Genomic DNA, 21,262 nt, shown 5'->3' with positions numbered 1-21,262 from the left:
AGGCAGGACAACGTCATTGTCCTTCGCCAAATTTATCTGCGATAAGCGCAAGGATGCCCTTCATCGCTTCTGCTTCGTCGGAGCCTTCGGTTTCAATTGTCACCGTGCTGCCGATTCCCGCTGCGAGCATCATCACGCCCATGATGCTTTTCGCATTGATCCGGCGGCCGTTGCGGCTCATCCAGATCTCGCATTGAAAATTTCCCGCCAGTTGTGTGAGCTTGGCCGAAGCACGCGCGTGCAGACCCAGCTTGTTCACGATGGTTGTTTCCTGTTGCAGCATGATGCTCCGGGCGCTAAGTGAGAGGGCTGACGCAATGCAGCTGGGTCAATGCTTTTTAACGGACTTTTCAACTTGCTGCCAGTGTGCTGACACCGGGGTAACTCAACTCAGCCCGGATGCCACTCAGTGACTTGCCACCTTGGCGGGCATGCAACTGGTCGCGGCAGCGCCTACAGCGCAACTGGTCACGGCAGCAGCGGCGGCGGCGGCCGCACTGGCAATTGCGCAAGGGTTGGCGGGTGTCGAGGCATCGAGTTCCTGAATGCCCTTCGATCCCCCCTGCAGCGATTTTTCAGCCAGCGTGTCGAGCGGCGTGGTCCTGTAGCAGACCGCGCGCACCAGCATTGGCAGATTGACGCCGGCGAGCACGCGTACGCTGTTGCTCGCCAAACTTTGCGCGATATTCGCAGGCGTTGCCCCGAACACGTCCGTGAGGACGATCGCGCCGTTTTCTTCCTTCAGACGGTCGATTTCGGAGCGTGCAAACGCGCGGACTTCGACGGGATCGCAATCCGGCTTCACATCGATCGCACCGATGCGAGCGGGCAGACCGCCGTAGATGTGGGTAATGCACTCACGTAACGCCGAAGCGAACGGAGCGTGCGCAATGATTAGAATGCCAGCCATGTCAGAGTGTGCTGCCCCAAAGCGACGAGATACGTCGGAAATCGTGGGAACTTGCGTTATGTATGCCAATTGCGATGCCAAATACTGCAAAACGCGACTGCAACATCGATCCGGGTGCAGAAATCTCAACAATCGCCAATACCTAAGCTTAGTCGGATTTCGCACGTTATGCGCAGCGCAGTGCGCTGCAGCAAGTTTCCACTCTCAATTTCGGGGCCGGATCGCGCCACGAAACGAATCTCATGAGGGGGAGATTGTAACAGTCTAGGAGAAATCAACGGGCGAACTGCCCTCTTCGACAGCCGCCTCTAATTCCTCCCTTCGTGTCCCTGCTCACGCCACTAAGCCGCCGCTCGTTCCAATGCATCGATGAACATGCCGGCTACATCGAAACCTGTCTGGTCCATGATCTCGCGGAAGCACGTCGGACTGGTCACGTTCACTTCGGTCAGATAGTCGCCGATAGCATCGAGTCCGACCAGTAGCAAGCCGCGCTCGAAAAGCGTCTGTCCTAGCGTTTCGGCAATCTTGCGATCGTTCTCGGTGAGCGGTTGCGCGACGCCCAATCCGCCGGCGGCCAGGTTGCCGCGAACTTCGTTGCCTTGCGGAATCCGGGCAAGCGAATACGGCACGGGTTGTCCGCCGATCAGCAGGATGCGTTTGTCGCCATCGGTGATTTGCGGGATGAACTTTTGCGCCATGACGCTGCGCGCGCCGTTGTCGCTGAGCATTTCCACAATCGTGCCGAGGTTCATGCCGTCGGCTTTCACGCGAAACACCCCCATGCCGCCCATGCCGTCCAGCGGCTTCAGGATCACGTCGCCGTGTTCGGCATGGAAAGAACGCAAGCGCGCGGCATCGCGGGTAACCAGCGTGGGCACGACGAATTCCGGCCACTCGCCGATCGCCAGCTTTTCCGAGTGGTCGCGGATCGCGCTCGGCTTGTTGAAGACGCGCGCGCCGGTCCGTTCGGCCAGTTCCAGGAGCCACGTGGACGTCACATATTCCATGTCGAACGGCGGGTCTTTGCGCATCAGGACTGCGCCGAAATGCTTGAGGTCGAGGATCTCCGGCGCGGCAGCTTCGTACCATGGCGAGCGCGCGGAATCGGCTTCGTCGCCGACTATGGTCACGCGCTGAACCGTTCCTTCCACTTTCGTGCCGACCCACGCCAGATGCTGCGGCTCGCAAACATAGATCGCGTGTCCGCGACGCGCGGCTTCGGCCATCATCGCGTAGGTCGTGTCTTTGTAGATCTTGAAGTGATCGAGCGGATCGGCGATAAAAAGGATGTCCATAAGCGTCCAGAGCGGCCGTTCGGCCTTGATTTGATCGATGTAAATACGCGTTGCCGTCAGTCCTGCAATACGCGATTTTTAACACGTCGCGCGCCTTCGCGCCTGAAGTGCAAAACGGCCGCAACTTCGTGCGGCCGTCGTGATGGGGTGAAGCTTAGACCTGAATGGCTTCGGGATCGGTCTTTTCCAGCTCCACCGATGCCGCAAGCAACCCCAACCTGGCCACCACGCCATACATATAGAAGCGGTTCGGCGGCGCGGCGCCGGGCTTCGCGTGGGCGTCGGGCAGGGCCGTGTGCTCGAAGCCGAGCGGCACGAAATGCATGCCCGGTGCGTTGAGGTTCTGGTCGCGGTCACGAGAATCATGCACACGATAAAACCCGCCAACCACATAGCGGTCGATCATGTAGACCACCGGCTCGGCGACTGCATTTTCCACGCGCTCGAACGTATGCACGCCTTCCTGCACGATCACGTCGTGGACTTCGAGGCCATCCTTCGCGTCGTTCATCTTCACGCGTTCGCGTTTGGTCAGCGCGGCGACTTCGGACGCGTCGTGTACCGTCATCACGCCTTTGCCATACGTGCCGGCATCGGCTTTGATGACGACGTACGGCTTTTCGCTGATCCCATACTCCCGGTATTTCTTCGCAATCTTCTTCAACACGCCATCGATGGCATCCGCCAGCGCTTCCTCGCCGGTACGCGCCTCGTAATCCACGCCTTCCACGTGCGCGAAATACGGGTTGATCATCCACGGATCGATCTCGACGAGCTTTGAAAACTTCTTCGCGACGTCGTCGTAGCAGGAAAAGTGATTCGATTTGCGGCGCACGGCCCAGCCGGCGTGCAACGGCGGCAGCAGGAACTGCTCATGGAGATTTTCCAGCACCGGCGGAATGCCGCCGGACAGGTCGTTGTTCAGCAGGATCGAGCAGGGATCGAAGTTTTTCAGTCCCAGCCGGCGCGGCGTGCGTTCGAGCGGTTCCAGGACGATCTTCTGCCCGTCCGCGAGCGCGATGGTGACCGGTCCGTGAATGTTTTCATCGAGCGTGCCGAAGCGGATGTTCAGCCCGGCCTGACGCATGATGGTCGCGAGCCGCGCGACGTTCTCGAGATAAAACGCATTGCGTGTGTGGCGCTCGGGGATCACGAGCAGGTTCTTCGCGTCGGGACAGATCTTTTCGATCGACGCCATGGCGGCTTGCACGGCAAGCGGCAACACTTCCACCGGCAGGTTATTGAAGCCGCCGGGGAACAGGTTGGTATCGACCGGAGCGAGCTTGAAACCGGCGTTGCGCAGGTCTACCGAGCAGTAGAACGGCGGGGTATGTTCCTGCCACTCCAGCCGAAACCAGCGTTCGATGGACGGCGTCGCGTCGAGTATCTTTCGCTCGAGATCGAGCAAAGGGCCGTTTAAAGCCGTAACGAGGTGCGGAACCATTGATGACTCGCGGACTTAAGAGGAAAGATTGTAGAACAAACGCCCCACGTATTTGGGTATGAACTCCCTTTTCCCAAGCCTATTCGCACGGTTCGTGCCGCTGTTCGCACCAATGCCGTCCGCCAGAAACCATTACCTCGTACAAAATCGGGACAAAAGCCAGGGCAAAAACCAAGGCAAAAAAATGCCCGCCGGTAATGGGCGGGCAAAAATCGCTGCGCTTGTCTCGGAGCCGCATTGCCATAGCTTGCGCTCGATCATGGGGATGACGCCGCGGCCTCTCGCGCCGGGCATCGCCCCCATCAAAAAAACTTCTTATTCGACGTGTTCGCCATGCAGCGTCACGTCGAGGCCTTCACGTTCCTCTTCTTCTGTGACACGCAGACCCATGACCATGTCGATAACCTTCAAAAGCACGAAACTGACCACGCCGCTGTAGACCAGCGTGGTGAGCACGCCCTTGGCTTGCAGCAGGATGCTGCCGTCCGCGCCGCCAATGTCCTTGACCGCGAAGATGCCGGTCAGGAGCGCACCGAGAATACCGCCCACGCCGTGGACGCCGAACGCGTCGAGCGAATCGTCGTAGCCGAGCTTCGTCTTGAGCCACGTTGCCGACCAGAAGCAGACCACGCCAGCCGCAATACCGATCACGATTGCGCCGGTCACGCCGACATAACCCGAAGCCGGCGTAATGGCCACCAGGCCTGCCACCGCGCCCGAGATAATGCCGAGCACCGAAGGCTTGCCCTTGGCCAGCCACTCCGCGAACATCCAGCCGAACGCGGCAAATGCGGTCGCGACTTGCGTCGTCAACATCGCGAAACCGGCACGGCCGTCAGCCGCCACTGCCGAACCCGCGTTGAAGCCGAACCAGCCGACCCACAACATGGAAGCACCGATCAGCGAGAGCACGAGGTTGTGCGGCGCCATGACTTCGCGGCCATAACCGACCCGCTTGCCGAGCACCAGGCAGCACACCAGACCTGCGATACCGGCGTTGATGTGAACCACCGTGCCGCCTGCGAAGTCCAGGATGCCAGCGGCCGACAACCAGCCCGTCGGTTCCCAGACCATGTGAGCGATCGGCGAGTAGACGATGATCGTCCACAATCCCATGAACACGAGCATCGCGGAGAACTTCATCCGGTCTGCGAACGCACCGGCGATCAGCGCCGGCGTGATGATCGCGAACGTCATCTGGTAGACGAAGTAGACCGATTCCGGAATCGTCGGAGCCAGGTGGCTGACGGTCAGGGTGGTCGCCTTGTCGCCGTGGATGTAGTTCATGCCGTGCAGGAACACCCGCGAGAAGCCGCCGATGAACGCGTTACCCGGCGTGAACGCAAGGCTGTAGCCCACCACGGTCCAGAGGATCGTGACCAGGCAGCAGATTGCGAAGCTCTGCATCACGGTCGCGAGCACGTTCTTCTTGCGGACCATGCCCGCGTAGAAGAGCGCAAGGCCCGGGATCGTCATGAACAGCACGAGGGCGGTGGAGGTCAGCATCCAGGCGGTGTCGCCGGAGTTGATCTTCGACGAATCAACAGAGAACGGTTCCGTCGGTGCGGCGGGCGCCGCTGCGGCATCGGATGCGCCGGAAGCGGGAGCCGCCGCCGATGCTGCCGTGGCCGCACTGGCTGTATCGGGTGCGCTTGCAGGCGCTGCCGCGGTCGTGTCTGAAGCCGCGGCCGAAGCAGCCGCCGGTGCGGACGCATCCTGCGCCATCACGGTGCCGGCGCTGACTCCCAGCAGCGACCCCGCCATCAACAAGGACATCAATAATTTACGCATTCTGCTGTTTCCTCTTATCGCCGTGTCTTTTATTAGAGAGCGTCCGCGCCGGTTTCACCGGTGCGAATGCGAATGACTTGTTCAATCGGAGTGACGAAGATCTTGCCGTCGCCGATCTTGCCCGTGCGGGCCGCACGCTCGACCGCTTCGATCGCCTGGTCGACAATGTCGTCGGAGACCGCTGCTTCGATCTTCACTTTCGGCAGGAAATCGACCACGTACTCGGCGCCGCGATACAGCTCCGTATGGCCTTTCTGGCGGCCGAAGCCTTTTACCTCGGTCACGGTGATGCCCGAGACGCCGATAGCCGACAACGCTTCGCGTGCTTCGTCGAGCTTGAACGGCTTGATGATTGCGGTAATGAGCTTCATTTTTCCCTCGCTGTGGTGTCGAACAGAGTTGGCGCTATAGCGCCTTAATCTGGTCCCATGCCTGATCCCTCGCTGCCTCATGTCCGTCGCGAGCGGCGTCTGATGCGCCACGCCGCATTGTCAACCGCCCGGAAAAGCGCGCACGGACAAGGCCCGGGGCACATATGCAACTCGTATGCCATGCGCGCGTCCGCGGCCTGCTGTCTGGCTCGCAAGGCCTGTAATGCGTGGGGTAGACCGGATGGCCAACGCCGCTTGCGGTCGCTGGCGCGCACCGTGGATCGTTGCTAGAGTGCTCGCAAGGTCCAGGCAAACGGACACGCTCCAAAGCGCAAAATCGTGCCGCGTAGAGGCCATGAGGTTCTCGTAGCGCGCCAGAGTACGCACCAAAATGGATCATCCGGTTTGCCGGAGCACTGAGCTAACAATGAATGCACTTTAATGGTGCGCAAGAGGAAAATTGTATGAAACAACCCAACGACGTATTCAATGATTTCCAGGCCAAGATGAGCGAACTGCTGAAGAATTCGCCGGCCAAGGACATTGAAAAGAATATGAAAGCCATGCTGTCGCAGGGTTTTTCGAAGCTGGACCTGGTGACTCGCGACGAATTCGATACTCAGACACAAGTGCTCGTGCGCACGCGCGCTCGCCTGGAGGAACTGGAACAACGCGTCGCGCAACTGGAAGCGAAGCTCGGCGGCGGACCGACGTCCAGTTCGTCCAGTGCTCAGGACTGAAGTGCAGATGGTCTAAAGCGTGTCATCGGCTAAGCGAGCCGTGATGTTGGGTCATTAAACCGTTGCCTCTATTTGGCGAGGCAGCGGCAGCGGGGAAAAAATCATGTCGCTTGCCGTGGTGCGCAGCCGCGCGCCCGCCTCTGGGCGCGCGCCTGAGGTGACCGTCGAGGTTCATCTCGCCAATGGATTACCTTCGTTTTCAATCGTCGGCTTGCCCGATCTCGAAGTTCGTGAAAGCCGCGAGCGGGTGCGCGCAGCACTCCAGAATTGCGGTTTCGATTTCCCGGTTCGCCGCATTACCGTCAATCTCGCGCCCGCCGACCTGCCGAAGGAATCCGGCCGCTTCGACCTGCCGATCGCATTGGGCATTCTGGCGGCGAGCGGCCAGATTCCGGCCGATGCGCTGCTGCATCGGGAGTTCGCCGGAGAGTTGTCGCTGACCGGCGCGCTGCGCCCTATGCGCGGCGCGTTCGCCATGGCCTGTGGGGCGGCGCGTCAATATGCGCGCGCCGGGTTGGCGCTCGAAGGCGGGTCGTTGCGCGACACCGATCCCCGCATGCCCGAAATCTATCTGCCTTTGGGAAGCGCGGCGGAAGCGGCGCTGGTGCCGGGTATCGATGTATTCGGGGCGGCTGATCTGCCCGCTTTGTGCGCACACCTTAGCGGTTCGGTCGACGGCCGTCTTGCGCCTATCCGCGGCGCGGCGCCCGATTCTCCGCTGCGCAGGCGCGCACCGTTGCCCGATCTCGTCGATGTAATCGGCCATCCTGGCGCACGCCGGGCGCTCGAAGTGGCGGCGGCCGGCGGACATCATCTGCTGATGGTCGGGCCGCCCGGCGCGGGCAAGTCGATGCTTGCCGCCCGCCTACCCAGCCTGCTTCCGCCCATGACCGATGACGAAGCGTTGTCGTCGGCGGCCATACTCTCCGCCAGCATGCTCGGGTTTTCGCCCTCGCAATGGCGCCAGCGACCGTTTCGCGCGCCACATCATTCGTCGAGCTCCGTCGCGCTGGTAGGCGGGCGCAATCCGCCGCAACCCGGCGAGATCACGCTGGCGCATCTCGGCGTGCTGTTCCTCGATGAACTGCCCGAATTCGACCGGAAAGTGCTCGAAACGCTGCGAGAGCCGCTGGAGGCCGGCCGCATCACTATTTCGCGCGCCGCGCATCAAGCCGATTTTCCAGCAGCGTGTCAATTGGTCGCAGCCATGAATCCCTGCCCGTGCGGCTGGCGCGGTGATCCAAACGGCCGGTGCCGGTGCACGCCCGACGTCGCCACGCGTTATCTGCGCAAATTGTCCGGGCCGCTGCTCGATCGCATCGATATCCAGATCGAATTGCCTGCCTTGTCGCCGGCTGAGTTATCGGGGAGGAGTGCGTCGATTGGCGAAACCAGCGCGATCGTTGCGCGGCGGGTCGCCGACGCGCGCGACCGGCAACTCGAACGGCAAGGGAAAACGAATCGTGAGCTGGACGGACGCGAAGTGGACGCCGTCTGCCAACTCGACGCCACCGGGGAAGCCCTGCTTCGCGAAGCCGGGGAACGCTTCGGCTGGTCAGCGCGGGCGTATTACCGGGTGCTGAAAGTGGCGCGCACGATCGCCGATCTCGCGGCAGCCGATTCACCGACCGCGGCGCACCTTGCCGAAGCGATCCAGTATCGACGGGCATTGACGACCGCATAAACCACCACCGGAACCGCGCCCCTCACAAAAAGAAAATTCGCCTGTCAAGACTTGACTTATGCACATTGCAGCGTTCTTTGTTTCTCTAACATCTGATCAAACACTCATTTCGGCAATGATCGGCAGGCCTTTGATTTTATTAGCTATTTTCGGGTGCACTGAATCAAGGCAAAGTAAGGAAAGCCGCGTCGGGCGGGCGCTTGGCGAGGGCTCGGTGAGGTTTTCCACAAAGTTATCCACAACCTCTGTGGATAGTTCAAAAAACTGAGATAAATCCTAGTTTTAGCTGAAAATGCTTGTGCGATTTCTCATGCCTGAAACGTTTGCTTCGCGCTGCTCAATTTGAGAAATATCCGCGAACGAATAGATGCGATTTAGAGCAAATACTTAAAAAAGTTTGAACGAGGAAAAAAATTGATCGATTTGATCGGGCGGCGGCGTCTTGGTTGAGACGATTGCGACCTGGTAAGCGTGAGTCCCTTTGGCGATGAAACGCGCCCGGATCTGATGCGTTTCGCTTTTCTGGCCGTTGGGACTCATGCCATTGACGGTAATCTCCGCGCCGGACAAACGTCCGCCTGCCGCCACGTCAATATCAACCGGGTGCGCAGCGGGCGCGGCGTTGAGATTGCGCGCCAGGCCTTGTTGAAGAAAATCGAGCGCGGCGCGCTGGGTCGCGGGGTCGGCATCAGGTAAGTCAACGGTGCCGACAGCGAAAACCGCGTCGCCCGCTTCTGCCATCTGCATCTTCATATGCATCGGCTTGCCGGCGACGTCGATATCGCGGGCATCGGAGTGCGGCTTCGCCGGGAAGGTCACTTCGTACGCGTCGTCGTTGTTCTGGATCGTGCGCCAGTCGTAGGACGGGGTGCAGGCCAGCAGCGCGGCGGCGGTGAATAAGAGCGTGGTTGTCGAAACAGCCGACTTGAAGAATGTGCGCGGGGAACCCGCTTCAGCATGAAGAACAGCGTGTTTCAAGGCGCGGTGAAAAGATCGGATCATGGGAAAAGCTGAGGGAAAAGCATGATTATCCGCTGCCGGTGCTGAAACCGTTGCCGGTGACCTGGACGGCGGCTTTCGCACGGGACACTGTCCTGCCTTGCAAACGGCTCACAGCAAGACGTACGCCGAACGCTTTTTCGAGATTGGCGCTAAAATGCGCTGCATCCAGTCAGGCTGGCGTTGTTGCGAGTTGGCCAACGACGAGCCAGGCACGAACCAAGTACGAACCGAGCACGCTCGAGGTTTCCATGTCAGAGAATTCACAGGTCTCATCGGGGCGCAGCAAGAGCCCGCTGCGCTACATCGTGATGGCGGTCGTCGCCGGCGTGATCGCGTGCACCGGCTATTTTGCGTTCGGCGGTCAGCAACGAGTTCCCGATGCCACGTTCACGCTGTTGTCGGGTCAGAAGATTTCGACATCGACGGATCTCAAGGGCAAGGTCTACCTGATCAATTTTTGGGCGACTGACTGCGAAACCTGCATGAAAGAGATGCCGGCCATGGTCGACACGTACAACCGCTTCAAGGGCCGCGGCCTGGAATTCGTCGCGGTGGCGATGAAATACGACGCGCCCATGTACGTGACCAACTACGCGCAGACGCGCAACCTGCCGTTCAAGGTCGCGATGGACGACGGCAGCGCCGCCAAGCAGTTCGGCAATGTGCAGCTGACGCCGACCACGTTTGTCGTGGATAAGGACGGCAAGATCCTGAAGCGTTACGTGGGTGAGCCGACGTTCGCGGAACTCGATGCGCTTCTCGACAAAGCGCTGAACGCAGCCTGAAGCCGATTAGGCCCGGCGCTTCACACGGGCGTCAAACGGGCAAAAGCAAAGCGCCCGCCGATTCAACATCGGCGGGCGTTTTGCTTTTTGGAGACGTGAAAAATGCGCCAGCGGTCTAACGCTCAACCTCACCCTTCGCCGCCAGCCCATAACGCTTGATCTTCTCGTAGAGCGTGGCCTTGCCGAGTTGCAGCCGATCGGCCGCTGCTGCCACCACACCGCCGCACTGCTCCAGCGCCTCCCCGATCACCGCGCGCTCGAACTGCTCGGTGCGTTCCTTGAGCGACTGCGTGGCGGCATCGAGCGGAACACCCGTTTCATCGATGATACCCAGCACCATCCGGTCCGCCGCGTTGCGCAGTTCACGCACGTTGCCCGGCCAGTCGCGCTGCATCAGCTCGGCTCGCTGACGATCATTGAGCAACGGCGCGGGACGCTCGTATCGCACGGCGGCATCGAGCAAAAAATGTTCGAACAGCGGCACCACGTCTTCGCGGCGCTCAGCGAGCGGCGGCAGCGTGATCGTCACCACGTTTAGCCGATACATCAGGTCGCGCCGGAACGTACCTGCCGCGACATGCTCCGCCATATCGCCCTTAACAGCCGCAATGACACGGCAATTCGCCCGGATCGGCTGATTTGAGCCAAGTCGCTCCAGCACACCGTCCTGCAGCACGCGAAGCAATTTCACCTGCAGCGCGAGCGGCATGCTTTCGATTTCATCGAGGAACAGCGTGCCGCCCGACGCATGCTCGAGCTTGCCGATGCGGCGTTTCTGCGCACCGGTAAACGCGCCGGCCTCGTAGCCGAACATCTCCGACTCGAACATCTGTTCCGGCAACGCGCCGCAATTTACGGCGATAAACGGTTTGTCCCGGCGCGGAGACAAGTCGTGCAGGCTGCGCGCGATCAGCTCCTTGCCGGCGCCGGTGTCGCCGTTGATCAGCACGGAGGCGTCGGTGGGCGCCACGTTGGCGATCAGCTTGCGCACCTGTTCAATCGCCGGACTGCGTCCGATGATCCTTGGCGCCACGCTGCTCTGACCCGCGAGCTCACGCCGCAACGCGCGATTCTCCAGCACGAGTGTGCGACGCTCCAGAGCACGACGAACCGCTTCGATCAATCGCTCCGACGCGAACGGTTTCTCGATGAAATCGTAGGCGCCGTCGCGCATGGCCTGAACGGCCATGGAGATGTCGCCGTGGCCTGTCACGAGGATGACCGGCACTTCGGGCGCCCGTTCGTGGCATTGAGCCAGAAGGTCGAGACCGCTCGCACCGGGCAGGCGGATATCGCTCACGATTACGCCGGGGAAACTGGCATCGATCAGGCGCGATGCTGCCTCGACACTGCCAAATCCGGTTACCTCGAAACCTGCGAGCTGGAGGCTTTGCACGCTCGCGCGGCGCACCAGTTCATCGTCTTCGATGAAGATCACCTGAAGGCCTGTGGTCATGGGTTTCTACTCCTGCGGGGTATTGCGTGTTTCAGCGGCGAATCGCCGTGTGCTTCCGCATTTTCTCAGCATCAGGAACGTATCGCTGCTGCGTTCGTCACGCTCGATGCAGCGTAGTCACGAATTCTGCCCCGTGCGAGCGATCCGCGTCCGCCTGCGTGCCGCCCTCGGGTCCGTCCACTTCCATCTGCGGGACGAGGTTACGCGCGACCAGCGTGCCGCCGTAATCCCGCGCGATAGCCGATGAAATCGCCAACCCAAGCCCCAATCCGTGGCCCATTTCCTTCGTCGTGAAAAACGGCTCGAAAAGGCGCGGCAGGACATCGGGTGGAATGCCCGGCCCGTTGTCGCGCACCACGATATCGACGGTCGTTTCGTGCCTCACCAGCTGGATCTCGATACGCGGCACATCGCACGCGGCCACCGCGTCCAGCGCGTTGCCAATCAGGTTGATCAGGATTTGCTCAAGCCGCAGATCTTCGCAGCGCACATAGAGCGGCGGACTGGAATCGGTGCGTTCGCTGGCATCGAAGGCGAGCGCCACGTTTTTCATGCGTGGCTGCAGCATGGCGAGCACGTTGCGCAAGGCGCGGCCGACATCGGTGCGCGCGTTTTTCGGACGGGCCTTCGCCACGAACAACTTCAGTTGGTTCGTGATCTTTCCCATGCGCTCCGTCAACGCGGCAATCGCCTCGAGATTCTCATGCGCCGCCGCGTGATCGCCGCGCTCGATCAGCACGCGGGTGTTGTCGGAGAAACTGCGCAACGCGGCGAGCGGCTGGTTCAACTCATGCGTGATGCCCGCCGCCATCTGCCCCAGTGCGGCCAGTTTGCTCGCCTGGATCAGCTCGTCGTGCGCGGCGCGCAAGTCCTGTTCGGCCCGCGTGCGCTCGCTCACCTCTCTCGTCAGCAACGCGTTCGCCTCCGATAAATCCACCGTCCGCTCCGCGACGCGTTCGTTCAGCTCGGCATACGCGGTCTGCAACAACGCACGGCTGCGGATCATTTCCCGCACACGCACACGCCGCATGCGCCAGTAGAACGCGACCAAACACAGCGACACGAATATCAGCCCCGTCACAATAGTCGCGTTCCAGGCGGCATCGACCGCCGGATCGAGCGACACCATCGTGATCAAGTGCCAATCGGGCTCGCCGAGCGCGCGCTGAGTGGCGAGAAAACTCGGTGCGTCGCGACCGCCTCCTACGCGCACAATCTGTGCGCCGCCCTCGAGCGTGCGCACGATGGTCATCGGCAACGCGGTGATCGGATGCTGTGCATACTGCCGCGCCGAATAAACCGACGCCTCGATATCCTTCGGCAACGGCCGCAGCGTGTGATATTTCCACGCCGGCACCGACGACAGGAAGATCACGCCGTGATCGTCGGTGACGAGCAGTGGTTCGGAGGCATCGGCGCCCTGCAGCCACTCCAGGTTCAGCTTGACCACCGCCACGCCGATAATGTCCCGCGTACCCTCTTTGAATACCGGTTGCGAGATGAAATAACCGGGCTCGCGCGAAATCGTGCCGAGTCCGAAAAAGCGGCCGGTGCCGCCTTTGACGGCATCGACGAAATACGGCCGGAACAGGTATTCCGCGCCCACGAAGCTATCCGGGCCGTTCCAGTTGCTTGCCGCTACGCAGCGCCCGTTCGACTGGATGATGTAAGTCGCCGTGGCACGCGCGTGCGTGTTCAGGTCGGCGAGATAACTGTCTGCGCGTGCGGCGAAGCGGGCGTTGGGATCGGCGAGAACTTCCTGCACGAACGGATGGCGCGAGAGCAGGTAAGGCAGGTATTCGTAACGGTCGAGCGTGCTTTTCAGCTCGGCCGTCGTGCGGTCGACGCGCGCCGCCGCGTTTTGACGCAACGTGTCGAGCCCGCGTTGCCATGCGATGCTCCACGTCAGCGCGCACACGCTGGCGAGCGCCGAGAGAAGAAGCAGGAAAACGACCAAGCGCCGCGTCACGTAAACGGGTTCCAGACGATGGGGACCCCCGATTGTGGCACGCGCCACTTCGAACGCGGCTGCTTCAGACACCTTCGCCGACTCCTTCGCCGAAACCCCCGTAAACGCACGCGGCGAAGCATCCGCCACCGAATGCTTCGCCGCTTTCATTGCTGTTGATTCCTTTCGCGTGAGTGTCGGGTAGACAGCGCGCCTGGATAAGCCGCTGCCTTGCCCGATCAGGACACGGTTTCGGCTTCGGTATCCACCGCGCCGTGCTTGAGCTGATCGCGCAGCTTGTTGCGGTCCAGTTCCTTTTCCCATGCTGACACAACGACCGTCGCCACGCCGTTACCCACGATGTTCGTCAACGCGCGGCACTCGCTCATGAAGCGGTCGATGCCAAGAATCAGCACCATGCCCGACAGCGGAATGGTCGGCACGACAGCGAGCGTTGCAGCCAGCGTGATGAACCCCGCGCCGGTCACGCCGCTTGCGCCCTTCGAGGTCAGCATGGTCACCGCGAGCAGCGTCAGTTGCTGGGTCCACGTGAGGTCGGTGTTCGTCGCCTGGGCGATGAACAGCACGGCCATCGTCATGTAGATGTTGGTGCCGTCGAGGTTGAACGAATAACCGGTCGGCACCACCAGGCCCACCACCGAGCGCGAGCAGCCGAGCTTTTCGAGCTTGAGCATCAGTTGCGGCAAGGCGGCTTCCGATGAGCTCGTGCCCAGCACGATCAGCATTTCTTCCTTGATATACGCGACGAAGCGGAAGATGTTGAAGCCGACCATCTTTGCAATTGCGCCGAGCACGACGATCACGAACACGATCGACGTCAGATAGAACGTGCCGATCAGCTTGAGCATGGGCACCAGCGAGCCGATGCCGTACTTGCCGATGGTGAACGCCATTGCGCCGAACGCGCCGATGGGGGCCAGCTTCGTGATGATGCGCACGATGCCGAACAGGATGTGCGACAAGCCTTCGATAAAACTCGTCACCACGCGGCCCTTCTCACCGGCCGTCGCCAGCACCGCGCCGAACAGCAGCGCGACGAGCAGGATCTGCAGGATTTCGCCCTGAGCGAATGCCGACGAGATCGTGTCCGGGATGATGTGCATCAGGAAATCGGTAGTCGTCTGGCCGTGCGCCTTCGCGGCGTACGAGGCGACCGCCTTGGCGTCGAGCGTAGCCGGATCGATGTTGAAGCCCACGCCCGGTTTCAGCAGGTGCGTGGCCGCCAGGCCGAGCACGAGTGCGAAGGAGGAGACGACTTCAAAGTACAGAAGCGCCTTGCCGCCCACGCGCCCGACCTTCTTCATGTCCTCCATGCCGGCGATCCCGGTCACGACCGTACAGAAGATGATCGGGCCGATCACCATCTTGATGAGCTTGATGAACCCATCGCCGAGCGGCTTCATGTCGGTGGCGAGCGCGGGATAGAAGTGCCCGAGCGCAATGCCGATGGCAATAGCCATCAGCACCTGCACATACAGGACTTTATAAAAAGGTTTCTTCACGGTTGTCACAGTGGTTCCGGGCATGGTCGGCGAATGGCAAAGGGGTGAGACAAAAACGCGCCGGCGCGAGGCTGCGGCGAAGCGCGTCTGGCGTCGGCAAAATCAGGTGCGGCTGGATGGGATGGGTTGCATTGAATCGTCTCCGTGTCTTTTTTTATGGCCTGTCTGGCCACTCGTTGTATTGCAAGGTCGATGCCAGTTTTTGACTGGCGTTTGACCTTGATTTTTAAGGGTTTTTTGTTGACACGGAGCAGGAGGAATCCGCGTTTCTGGAATTCGGGAATTGGACAGTCCGGTCATCCGGACGGCATGCGGGTTATCCCTAAGACGCTTTATCTACGGGCTTTCCCGAGGTTTTTGGGGCTGTTTGGATGGGGTTTGAGAGGGTCTCATTTCCGGGCTATGGGACCAGTCTGAAAACGCAATTGACACGCGCCGCAACTCCCGGAGCATCCGGCGAGCGGTAGTGGATGGTCGAAAAAATCGAGCGCAGCCCAGAATGACCAACGGCTGCCTTTCGGCAGCCGTCGCATGCGGGATTCTCTATCCATCTTGCGATGGAATTCCCACTCCAGGTGGGACCTGATTACTCAGGCGGCACTACGCTTTTCTCACCCGCTCGCACGTAGTTTTCAGGAGCAAGTTTAAGGATGCTGATAACGATGGTCAAGGCGAGGAAGTCCCTTCCATAAGCCCGTAATCCTCACCAATACGCACCAATACGCACCAAATTTGCTCCGGTGCTACTCGAATTTGCCATCATCTCAAAACGCAAAAACCCACGTTTCCGTGGGTTTTTGCATATCAACCGTATCAACCGAAACCAGAAACCTCACATCGCGCCGACCAGCCCCGCGTCGTGAGCCTGCTGATCCGCGTGATAGCTCGACCGCACCATGGCGCCAACAGCGGCGTGCGTGAAGCCCATCTTGTACGCTTCTTCCTCGTACATCTTGAACGTATCCGGATGGACGTACGAACGCACCGGAAGGTGATGCTCGGACGGCTGCAGATACTGGCCGATCGTCAGCATATCGACGTTGTGCTCACGCAGGTCGCGCATGACTTGAAGGATTTCTTCTTCCGTTTCGCCCAGGCCAACCATCAGGCCGGACTTCGTCGCCACTTCCGGATGCAGCGCCTTGAAGTCCTTCAGCAGCTTCAGCGAATGCGCATAGTCCGAACCCGGACGCGCTTCCTTGTACAAACGCGGTACCGTTTCAAGATTGTGATTCATCACGTCAGGCGGCGCGGCGGTCAAAATCCCGATCGCGCGGTCCAGACGGCCACGGAAATCCGGCGTCAAGATTTCGATGCGCGTCAGCGGCGAATGCTCACGCACTTGCCGGATACATTCCACGAAGTGCGCGGCGCCGCCGTCACGCAGGTCATCGCGGTCCACGCTCGTGATCACCACGTACTTCAGCTTCAGCGCGCCAATCGTGCGCGCGAGGTTCAGCGGTTCGTCGGCATCGAGCGGATCGGGGCGGCCATGACCCACATCGCAGAACGGGCAACGACGCGTGCATTTGTCGCCCATGATCATGAAAGTCGCGGTGCCCTTGCCGAAACATTCGCCAATGTTCGGGCAGCTTGCTTCTTCGCAGACCGTATGAAGATTATGTTCGCGCAGGATCTGCTTGATCTCGGTGAAACGCGAACTGCCCGTTGCGGCCTTCACGCGAATCCACTCGGGCTTCTTCAGCTTTTCGATCGGGATGATCTTGATCGGAATGCGCGCCGTCTTTGCTTGCGCCTTCTGTTTGGCGGTGGCGTCGTAGGGCGCAGCAGCGGGGGTCGATGCATGGGTGCTGCCAGCCAGATTTCCGGTTACGTCAGTCATTCGGTCGGTCCATTCAGACGGCCACGCCGTTCTGCGGTTGGGCGGCGGTCGCGCGAAGGCCGCCGATATGGTGAGTAAGGTTTTCAGCCAGCGTTTGAGCCACTTCGTTCCATTCTGCTGTCACGCCGAGTGTTGCCATGTCGATGGTTTCGAGTCCGGCGTAGCCACACGGGTTGATCGCGAGAAACGGTTGCAGGTCCATTTTCACGTTGAGGCTCACACCGTGATAACTGCAGCCATTGCGGATTTTCAGCCCGAGCGCCGCGATCTTTGCGCCCGCGTGCGATTGTTGTGCAGGCTGCGACGGCGTTGGCGCGACGTAGATGCCCGGCGCACGCTCCTTGCGCTCCGTTGCAAGATTATACGATGCTAGCGTTTCGATCACGCCTGCCTCAATTCGATGCACGAGTTCACGCACCATCAGCTTGCGGCGGCGCAGGTCGAGCAGCAGGTACGCGACGACTTGTCCGGGACCGTGATAGGTGATCTGGCCGCCGCGATCGACTTTGACGAGCGGGATAGTGCTGTTGGGATTGAGCAGATGCGCCGGGTCGCCGGCGAGGCCCAAGGTGAAAACGGGCGGATGCTCGACGAGCCAGATTTCGTCAGGGGTCTCGGGCGTGCGCGTTTCAGTGAAGGCGCGCATGGCGTCGAAACTTTGTGTGTAAGGCTCGAGGCCGCGCCAGCAGAAATTGACCGCGGGAGCCAAGGCGCCAGGAACCGCGCGATCAATTGACGCTGAGGGGGAAGTTATTACCGGCAGGGCGGACATAGTGCCGCTAGTTTACCGAAGTTCGGTTGCTCGCGCCGACGGACGCTTTTCGAACGCTGGATCGGGATTAGCGGCCGGAGGCTAACAACAGACCTCCATTCCGACCGCTAGCCTCTCAGCCGACGCTCCCGAGCAGAACGTCGCTCGGCATGGACAACAAGCGCTTCTCAAACCGTCCGCCACCCAGACCGGAACCTTTGGCCAAGCTTCTCGAACCGGCGCGCCAACCATCCAATCGCGCGCTGATCGGGCCGCGGCGCCAACGTGAACACCACTTGCGCGGTGCGTCCCTTTTCCGTGCTCAGCCACAACCGTTCGCGCTCACGCAGCTTCAGGCTATCGCCTGGGACAAGCCAGTAATCTTCCGTATCGTTACTACGCGTAGCCCACACCGGTGCGCCCTGAACGACCAGCCTGACGCTGCGGCCAATCTTCATCGGAACGGTTTCTCCATCACCAATCTCAAACGTGATGCTTGTGGATATTTCTCGCATGACAGCCTCCGCCAAAAATCGTGTTGATGGCTATAAGATAGGCTCAGCATGGCTTTAAGCAAAACGAGCAATTTTCTTCGGTTTGTGAGATAAATTCACATACACAACTCGAGTGAACGCCCGTGGACCTTCGACAACTCCCCGCCCTCAACGCGCTGCGCGCCTTCGAAGCCGCTGCGCGTCACGAAAGCTTTTCACGCGCCGCCGACGAACTGTTCGTCACCCACGGCGCCGTCAGCCATCAGATTCGCGCGCTCGAAGCCGATCTCGGCGTCACCCTTTTCGCTCGCGACGGCAAACGCGTGCGCCTGTCGGACATCGGCCGCCAATACGCCACGGAGGTCCGCGCCACGCTCTCCGCCCTCGCCGACGCCACGCGCCGGCTGCGTTCAGGGGAGCGGGACCGGCGGCTGGTGGTGTCCATGTTGTCGTCGTTTTCAGCGCGCTGGGTGACGCCGCGGATCGGCGGGTTTATCGAGGAGCATCCGGAAATCAACCTCGAATTGCTCTCGACCAACACACTGACTGATTTCACCCGTGACGACGTCGACGTCGCCATCCGTTTCAGCAGCCTGGGCAAATATGCCGGACTGCACGCGGAAGAATTGCTCGATGAAGTGTTTTTCCCGGCGTGTTCGCCGAGCTTCAACGGCGGCAAGCTGCCGCGCAAGCCCGCTGATATGGCCGATGTGCCGCTGCTGCGATCGCACGACGAGCTCTGGAAGCCTTGGTTCGATGCAGCCGGACTCGTGGACCTTCCAGAGCCGAAGCGCGGAGTTTTATACGAGGATTCGTCGAATTTGCTGCAGGCGGCCATTCAAGGCCAGGGGATCGCACTCGTGCGCCGGTCGCTCGCCATGCATGAGATCGTGGCGGGCCGGCTCGTGCGGCTGTTCAATGTCGATGGGCCAAGCCCGTGGAATTACTACTTCGTTTGCCCGCCCGCGTTGCTGGGAACGCAACGCGTGCAGGTCTTTCGCACCTGGCTCTTCGATGAAATCGCACGCTTCAAGCAGCTCTACGAGTGCACACCGGCCGCCTGCGATGCACCCATGCCGCCACCGTTGCCGGCCGCGCCCGAACTCAGGCTCAGAGCACCACTTTGACCATCGGGTGACCGGTCAGCGCGCGATAGATGTCGTCGAGATGTGCGCGGCTTTGCGCCCGCACGGTAATGGTCAGGCCGGTGTATTTACCGCCCGACGACGGACGCACTTCAATGCGCTCGATGTCGAACTCGTCGTCAAATTCGCGGATGACGGTGACGACGGCATCGCGGAATTCCGGATGCGTCGCGCCCATCACCTTGATCGGAAAATCGCAGGGGAAATCGAACAGGGCGTCGATATCGGGTGAGCTCATGGTGTTCTCCATCACAGGACGCCCGGGCCGTCCGGGCGTCTTACAGCAGGCATAGATGGAGCCGGATCATCTGAATCCAACCACCGCCCTGCCTTGCCGCTTACTTCTTCTTTTGCCACATCATCAGCAGCGAGTCCCACGTCCGGCCGACAAAGCCGGCTTGCGGCACGTCCTGCAGCGCCACCAGCGGAAACTGCGCCACTTCCTTGCCGTCCGCCATCATCTTCACGGTGCCGATCTGCTGGCCCTTCTTGATCGGCGCGATGATGGTGTCGTTGTGCGTGACGGTCGGTTTGACCTTGTCGCCCATGCCCTTCGGCACGGTGATGTACTGATCCGTCTCCACACCGGCCTTCACCAGGTTCTCCGTGCCCTTGTAGACGCGCGGTGAATCAATCACCTGACCCGCCTTGTACAGGCGCAATGCGTCATAGGCCGTATAGCCGTAGTTCAGCATCTTCAGGCTGTCCTGCACCCGGTTGTGCTCTTTCGGTTCGCCCATCATCACGGCGACCAGGCGACGGCTAGCGTCGGGTACACCGTCCAGCGGACGCTTCGCGGTCGCGATCAGGCAATATCCCGCAGCTTTGGTATGGCCGGTCTTCAACCCATCGACGGAGGAATCGATCCACAACAAGCGATTGCGGTTCGGCTGCTTGATCTTGTTATAGGTGAAATCCTTCACCGAGAAGATGCTGTAGTACTCGGGAAAATCGCGGATCAGGCGCGTGGACAACACGGCCAAATCGCCCGCCGTGGTGTAGTGCTGCGGGTCGGGCATGCCGTTCACATCGGCGAAATGGGTATTCTTCATACCAATCTGTTTCGCCCCCGCGTTCATCAGCGCGACGAAGTTCGACTCGCTGCCGCCCACGAGTTCAGCCAACGCGATCGCCGCGTCATTACCTGACTGGATGATCATGCCGTAAACGAGATCGTGCACGGTCACCGGCTTGTTCGCCTCGATGAACATGCGCGACTCGTCCGTGCCCACGCGGCGCACGGCCTCGCTCGGCATGACTGTCTGGTCCATGTTGATCTTCTTCGACTTGAGCGCGTCGAAGACGAGATAAGCGGTCATGAGCTTGGTCAGCGACGCCGGCTCCGAGCGCTCGTCCGGATTGCCGGAAGCAAGCACCTGGTTGCTGGTTGCATCGACGAGAACCCAGGAGTTCGCCGTGACATCGGGCGGCGGCACTTGCGCAAACGCAGTCGCCGCGACAAGCGTCGCAGGCAAGACGATAGCGGCAGTGACAGCGCGGTGAATGGTGGAAGGAGCGACGAAGGACAAGCTTGAAGGGGGAAAGCGCATAGGTTCGGATCGGCAGAAAAAACATCGGCGGGTCAGGCATTCCCTTCAAGGAAACACTCAACGCGCGGGTTGTACAGGCGGAGGGTCAGTCCAGTAGAGCGCTTGGATGAACAAAATCGTTGGACGCCGCGCGAAAGGCGGATTATTGGACCCGTCGGGACCGCTCGGGTTGCATTGGTTTTCGTTTGACGGCTTTTTAATCGGGCTCGAACTACTGCTGAATGGCAGACGGTTTTAAACGACGATGTAAAGCGCGCAACACAGCAAAACCCAATACAAACCGGACGCGTCCCGGTTGAATCCTCAATCCGCCGGCGCGGCATAAAACGCTCGCTGGACTGACCTCCGCGCGCTTCGATACTCGAGCGGCGCATGGGCTTTGCGTACCCGGCTGTGCAGATGCCGGACGCAAGCCGCATGCGCTACGGCGAGCGCTGAACCGACAAGCGGTCGCGCAAAAGTCTGCGCCATTATACGCGTGCGCCAAACCGCTTTTGCCGCGAAAGTGGCTGGATGTGCCCGGGATT

General features: G+C 60.6%; 19 protein-coding genes. 4 read left to right on the top strand and 15 right to left on the bottom strand.

Annotation, left to right across the window (positions count from 1 at the left end):
- Nucleotides 1-13: 13 nt before the first annotated feature.
- The 6 genes from ACSOSP_RS14730 to ACSOSP_RS14705 all read right to left on the bottom strand — a co-directional run bounded on the left by ACSOSP_RS14730 (nucleotide 14) and on the right by ACSOSP_RS14705 (nucleotide 5,814).
- On the bottom strand, nucleotides 14-283 hold the full coding sequence (locus tag ACSOSP_RS14730; protein ID WP_031364349.1) for an HPr family phosphocarrier protein: 270 nt from the start codon (nucleotides 281-283) through the stop codon (nucleotides 14-16).
- A 123-nt stretch (nucleotides 284-406) separates the two neighbouring features.
- Complete coding sequence (locus ACSOSP_RS14725) at nucleotides 407-910, bottom strand: PTS sugar transporter subunit IIA (RefSeq protein ID WP_455307773.1); 504 nt, start codon at nucleotides 908-910, stop codon at nucleotides 407-409.
- A 341-nt stretch (nucleotides 911-1,251) separates the two neighbouring features.
- Nucleotides 1,252-2,208 (bottom strand): glutathione synthase, encoded by a 957-nt coding sequence (gshB, locus tag ACSOSP_RS14720; RefSeq protein ID WP_455307771.1) that lies wholly within the window; start codon nucleotides 2,206-2,208, stop codon nucleotides 1,252-1,254.
- A gap of 154 nt (nucleotides 2,209-2,362) precedes the next feature.
- Nucleotides 2,363-3,652, bottom strand: coding sequence for a glutamate--cysteine ligase (gshA, locus tag ACSOSP_RS14715; RefSeq protein ID WP_455307769.1), 1,290 nt, complete (start codon nucleotides 3,650-3,652; stop codon nucleotides 2,363-2,365).
- A 315-nt stretch (nucleotides 3,653-3,967) separates the two neighbouring features.
- Nucleotides 3,968-5,443 carry an ammonium transporter gene (locus ACSOSP_RS14710; RefSeq protein WP_455307767.1) on the bottom strand — a complete coding sequence of 492 codons (1,476 nt, stop codon included), beginning with the start codon at nucleotides 5,441-5,443 and terminating at the stop codon, nucleotides 3,968-3,970.
- Nucleotides 5,444-5,475: 32 nt separating this feature from the next.
- The gene (locus ACSOSP_RS14705) at nucleotides 5,476-5,814 is read right to left on the bottom strand and encodes a P-II family nitrogen regulator (RefSeq protein ID WP_031364354.1); all 339 of its coding nucleotides are present in this window, start codon (nucleotides 5,812-5,814) and stop codon (nucleotides 5,476-5,478) included.
- A 464-nt stretch (nucleotides 5,815-6,278) separates the two neighbouring features.
- On the opposite strand from ACSOSP_RS14705, the gene ACSOSP_RS14700 reads away from it, so the two are divergent.
- Entirely contained in the window at nucleotides 6,279-6,554 is a 276-nt protein-coding gene (locus tag ACSOSP_RS14700; RefSeq protein ID WP_455307764.1) for an accessory factor UbiK family protein, read from the top strand.
- 103 nt (nucleotides 6,555-6,657) lie between these two features.
- Nucleotides 6,658-8,238 (top strand): YifB family Mg chelatase-like AAA ATPase, encoded by a 1,581-nt coding sequence (locus ACSOSP_RS14695; protein ID WP_455307762.1) that lies wholly within the window; start codon nucleotides 6,658-6,660, stop codon nucleotides 8,236-8,238.
- A gap of 387 nt (nucleotides 8,239-8,625) precedes the next feature.
- Here ACSOSP_RS14695 and ACSOSP_RS14690 read toward each other — a convergent pair whose 3' ends face one another.
- On the bottom strand, nucleotides 8,626-9,321 hold the full coding sequence (locus ACSOSP_RS14690; protein ID WP_455307760.1) for a hypothetical protein: 696 nt from the start codon (nucleotides 9,319-9,321) through the stop codon (nucleotides 8,626-8,628).
- Nucleotides 9,322-9,488: 167 nt separating this feature from the next.
- On the opposite strand from ACSOSP_RS14690, the gene ACSOSP_RS14685 reads away from it, so the two are divergent.
- The gene (locus tag ACSOSP_RS14685) at nucleotides 9,489-10,025 is read left to right on the top strand and encodes a peroxiredoxin family protein (protein WP_455307758.1); all 537 of its coding nucleotides are present in this window, start codon (nucleotides 9,489-9,491) and stop codon (nucleotides 10,023-10,025) included.
- A 115-nt stretch (nucleotides 10,026-10,140) separates the two neighbouring features.
- On the opposite strand, the gene ACSOSP_RS14680 is transcribed toward ACSOSP_RS14685, so the two are convergent.
- The 6 genes from ACSOSP_RS14680 to ACSOSP_RS14655 all read right to left on the bottom strand — a co-directional run bounded on the left by ACSOSP_RS14680 (nucleotide 10,141) and on the right by ACSOSP_RS14655 (nucleotide 18,061).
- Nucleotides 10,141-11,481: a sigma-54-dependent transcriptional regulator gene (locus ACSOSP_RS14680; protein WP_455307756.1), complete on the bottom strand. Its 1,341-nt coding sequence runs from the start codon at nucleotides 11,479-11,481 to the stop codon at nucleotides 10,141-10,143.
- Nucleotides 11,482-11,578: 97 nt separating this feature from the next.
- Nucleotides 11,579-13,600, bottom strand: coding sequence for a sensor histidine kinase (locus ACSOSP_RS14675; RefSeq protein WP_455307754.1), 2,022 nt, complete (start codon nucleotides 13,598-13,600; stop codon nucleotides 11,579-11,581).
- A gap of 68 nt (nucleotides 13,601-13,668) precedes the next feature.
- The gene (locus tag ACSOSP_RS14670; protein ID WP_455307752.1) at nucleotides 13,669-14,952 is read right to left on the bottom strand and encodes a dicarboxylate/amino acid:cation symporter; all 1,284 of its coding nucleotides are present in this window, start codon (nucleotides 14,950-14,952) and stop codon (nucleotides 13,669-13,671) included.
- Between the two features lie 832 nt (nucleotides 14,953-15,784).
- Entirely contained in the window at nucleotides 15,785-16,795 is a 1,011-nt protein-coding gene (gene lipA / locus ACSOSP_RS14665; RefSeq protein ID WP_455307750.1) for a lipoyl synthase, read from the bottom strand.
- A 13-nt stretch (nucleotides 16,796-16,808) separates the two neighbouring features.
- On the bottom strand, nucleotides 16,809-17,567 hold the full coding sequence (gene lipB / locus ACSOSP_RS14660; RefSeq protein WP_455307748.1) for a lipoyl(octanoyl) transferase LipB: 759 nt from the start codon (nucleotides 17,565-17,567) through the stop codon (nucleotides 16,809-16,811).
- A gap of 167 nt (nucleotides 17,568-17,734) precedes the next feature.
- The gene (locus ACSOSP_RS14655) at nucleotides 17,735-18,061 is read right to left on the bottom strand and encodes a DUF2917 domain-containing protein (protein ID WP_455307746.1); all 327 of its coding nucleotides are present in this window, start codon (nucleotides 18,059-18,061) and stop codon (nucleotides 17,735-17,737) included.
- Between the two features lie 122 nt (nucleotides 18,062-18,183).
- On the opposite strand from ACSOSP_RS14655, the gene ACSOSP_RS14650 reads away from it, so the two are divergent.
- On the top strand, nucleotides 18,184-19,167 hold the full coding sequence (locus ACSOSP_RS14650) for a transcriptional regulator GcvA (protein WP_455307744.1): 984 nt from the start codon (nucleotides 18,184-18,186) through the stop codon (nucleotides 19,165-19,167).
- On the opposite strand, the gene ACSOSP_RS14645 is transcribed toward ACSOSP_RS14650, so the two are convergent.
- Nucleotides 19,151-19,423, bottom strand: coding sequence for a DUF493 family protein (locus ACSOSP_RS14645; RefSeq protein WP_051887725.1), 273 nt, complete (start codon nucleotides 19,421-19,423; stop codon nucleotides 19,151-19,153). The two genes, ACSOSP_RS14650 and ACSOSP_RS14645, sit on opposite strands and share 17 nt — an antisense overlap.
- A gap of 100 nt (nucleotides 19,424-19,523) precedes the next feature.
- On the bottom strand, nucleotides 19,524-20,735 hold the full coding sequence (locus ACSOSP_RS14640) for a D-alanyl-D-alanine carboxypeptidase family protein (protein WP_455307742.1): 1,212 nt from the start codon (nucleotides 20,733-20,735) through the stop codon (nucleotides 19,524-19,526).
- Nucleotides 20,736-21,262: the final 527 nt, after the last annotated feature.

The organism is Caballeronia sp. KNU42 (assembly GCF_053760385.1).
This window is presented reverse-complemented; position numbering and strand designations above follow the sequence as displayed.

What these genes read in the sequence shown, in the direction of transcription:
- ACSOSP_RS14730 (WP_031364349.1), bottom strand. Translation starts at nt 283, where the DNA reads ATGCTGCAACAGGAAACAACCATCGTGAACAAGCTGGGTCTGCACGCG.
- ACSOSP_RS14725 (WP_455307773.1), bottom strand. Translation starts at nt 910, where the DNA reads ATGGCTGGCATTCTAATCATTGCGCACGCTCCGTTCGCTTCGGCGTTA.
- gshB (WP_455307771.1), bottom strand. Translation starts at nt 2,208, where the DNA reads ATGGACATCCTTTTTATCGCCGATCCGCTCGATCACTTCAAGATCTAC.
- gshA (WP_455307769.1), bottom strand. Translation starts at nt 3,652, where the DNA reads ATGGTTCCGCACCTCGTTACGGCTTTAAACGGCCCTTTGCTCGATCTC.
- ACSOSP_RS14710 (WP_455307767.1), bottom strand. Translation starts at nt 5,443, where the DNA reads ATGCGTAAATTATTGATGTCCTTGTTGATGGCGGGGTCGCTGCTGGGA.
- ACSOSP_RS14705 (WP_031364354.1), bottom strand. Translation starts at nt 5,814, where the DNA reads ATGAAGCTCATTACCGCAATCATCAAGCCGTTCAAGCTCGACGAAGCA.
- ACSOSP_RS14700 (WP_455307764.1), top strand. Translation starts at nt 6,279, where the DNA reads ATGAAACAACCCAACGACGTATTCAATGATTTCCAGGCCAAGATGAGC.
- ACSOSP_RS14695 (WP_455307762.1), top strand. Translation starts at nt 6,658, where the DNA reads ATGTCGCTTGCCGTGGTGCGCAGCCGCGCGCCCGCCTCTGGGCGCGCG.
- ACSOSP_RS14685 (WP_455307758.1), top strand. Translation starts at nt 9,489, where the DNA reads ATGTCAGAGAATTCACAGGTCTCATCGGGGCGCAGCAAGAGCCCGCTG.
- ACSOSP_RS14680 (WP_455307756.1), bottom strand. Translation starts at nt 11,481, where the DNA reads ATGACCACAGGCCTTCAGGTGATCTTCATCGAAGACGATGAACTGGTG.
- ACSOSP_RS14675 (WP_455307754.1), bottom strand. Translation starts at nt 13,600, where the DNA reads ATGAAAGCGGCGAAGCATTCGGTGGCGGATGCTTCGCCGCGTGCGTTT.
- lipA (WP_455307750.1), bottom strand. Translation starts at nt 16,795, where the DNA reads ATGACTGACGTAACCGGAAATCTGGCTGGCAGCACCCATGCATCGACC.
- lipB (WP_455307748.1), bottom strand. Translation starts at nt 17,567, where the DNA reads ATGTCCGCCCTGCCGGTAATAACTTCCCCCTCAGCGTCAATTGATCGC.
- ACSOSP_RS14655 (WP_455307746.1), bottom strand. Translation starts at nt 18,061, where the DNA reads ATGCGAGAAATATCCACAAGCATCACGTTTGAGATTGGTGATGGAGAA.
- ACSOSP_RS14645 (WP_051887725.1), bottom strand. Translation starts at nt 19,423, where the DNA reads ATGAGCTCACCCGATATCGACGCCCTGTTCGATTTCCCCTGCGATTTT.
- ACSOSP_RS14640 (WP_455307742.1), bottom strand. Translation starts at nt 20,735, where the DNA reads ATGCGCTTTCCCCCTTCAAGCTTGTCCTTCGTCGCTCCTTCCACCATT.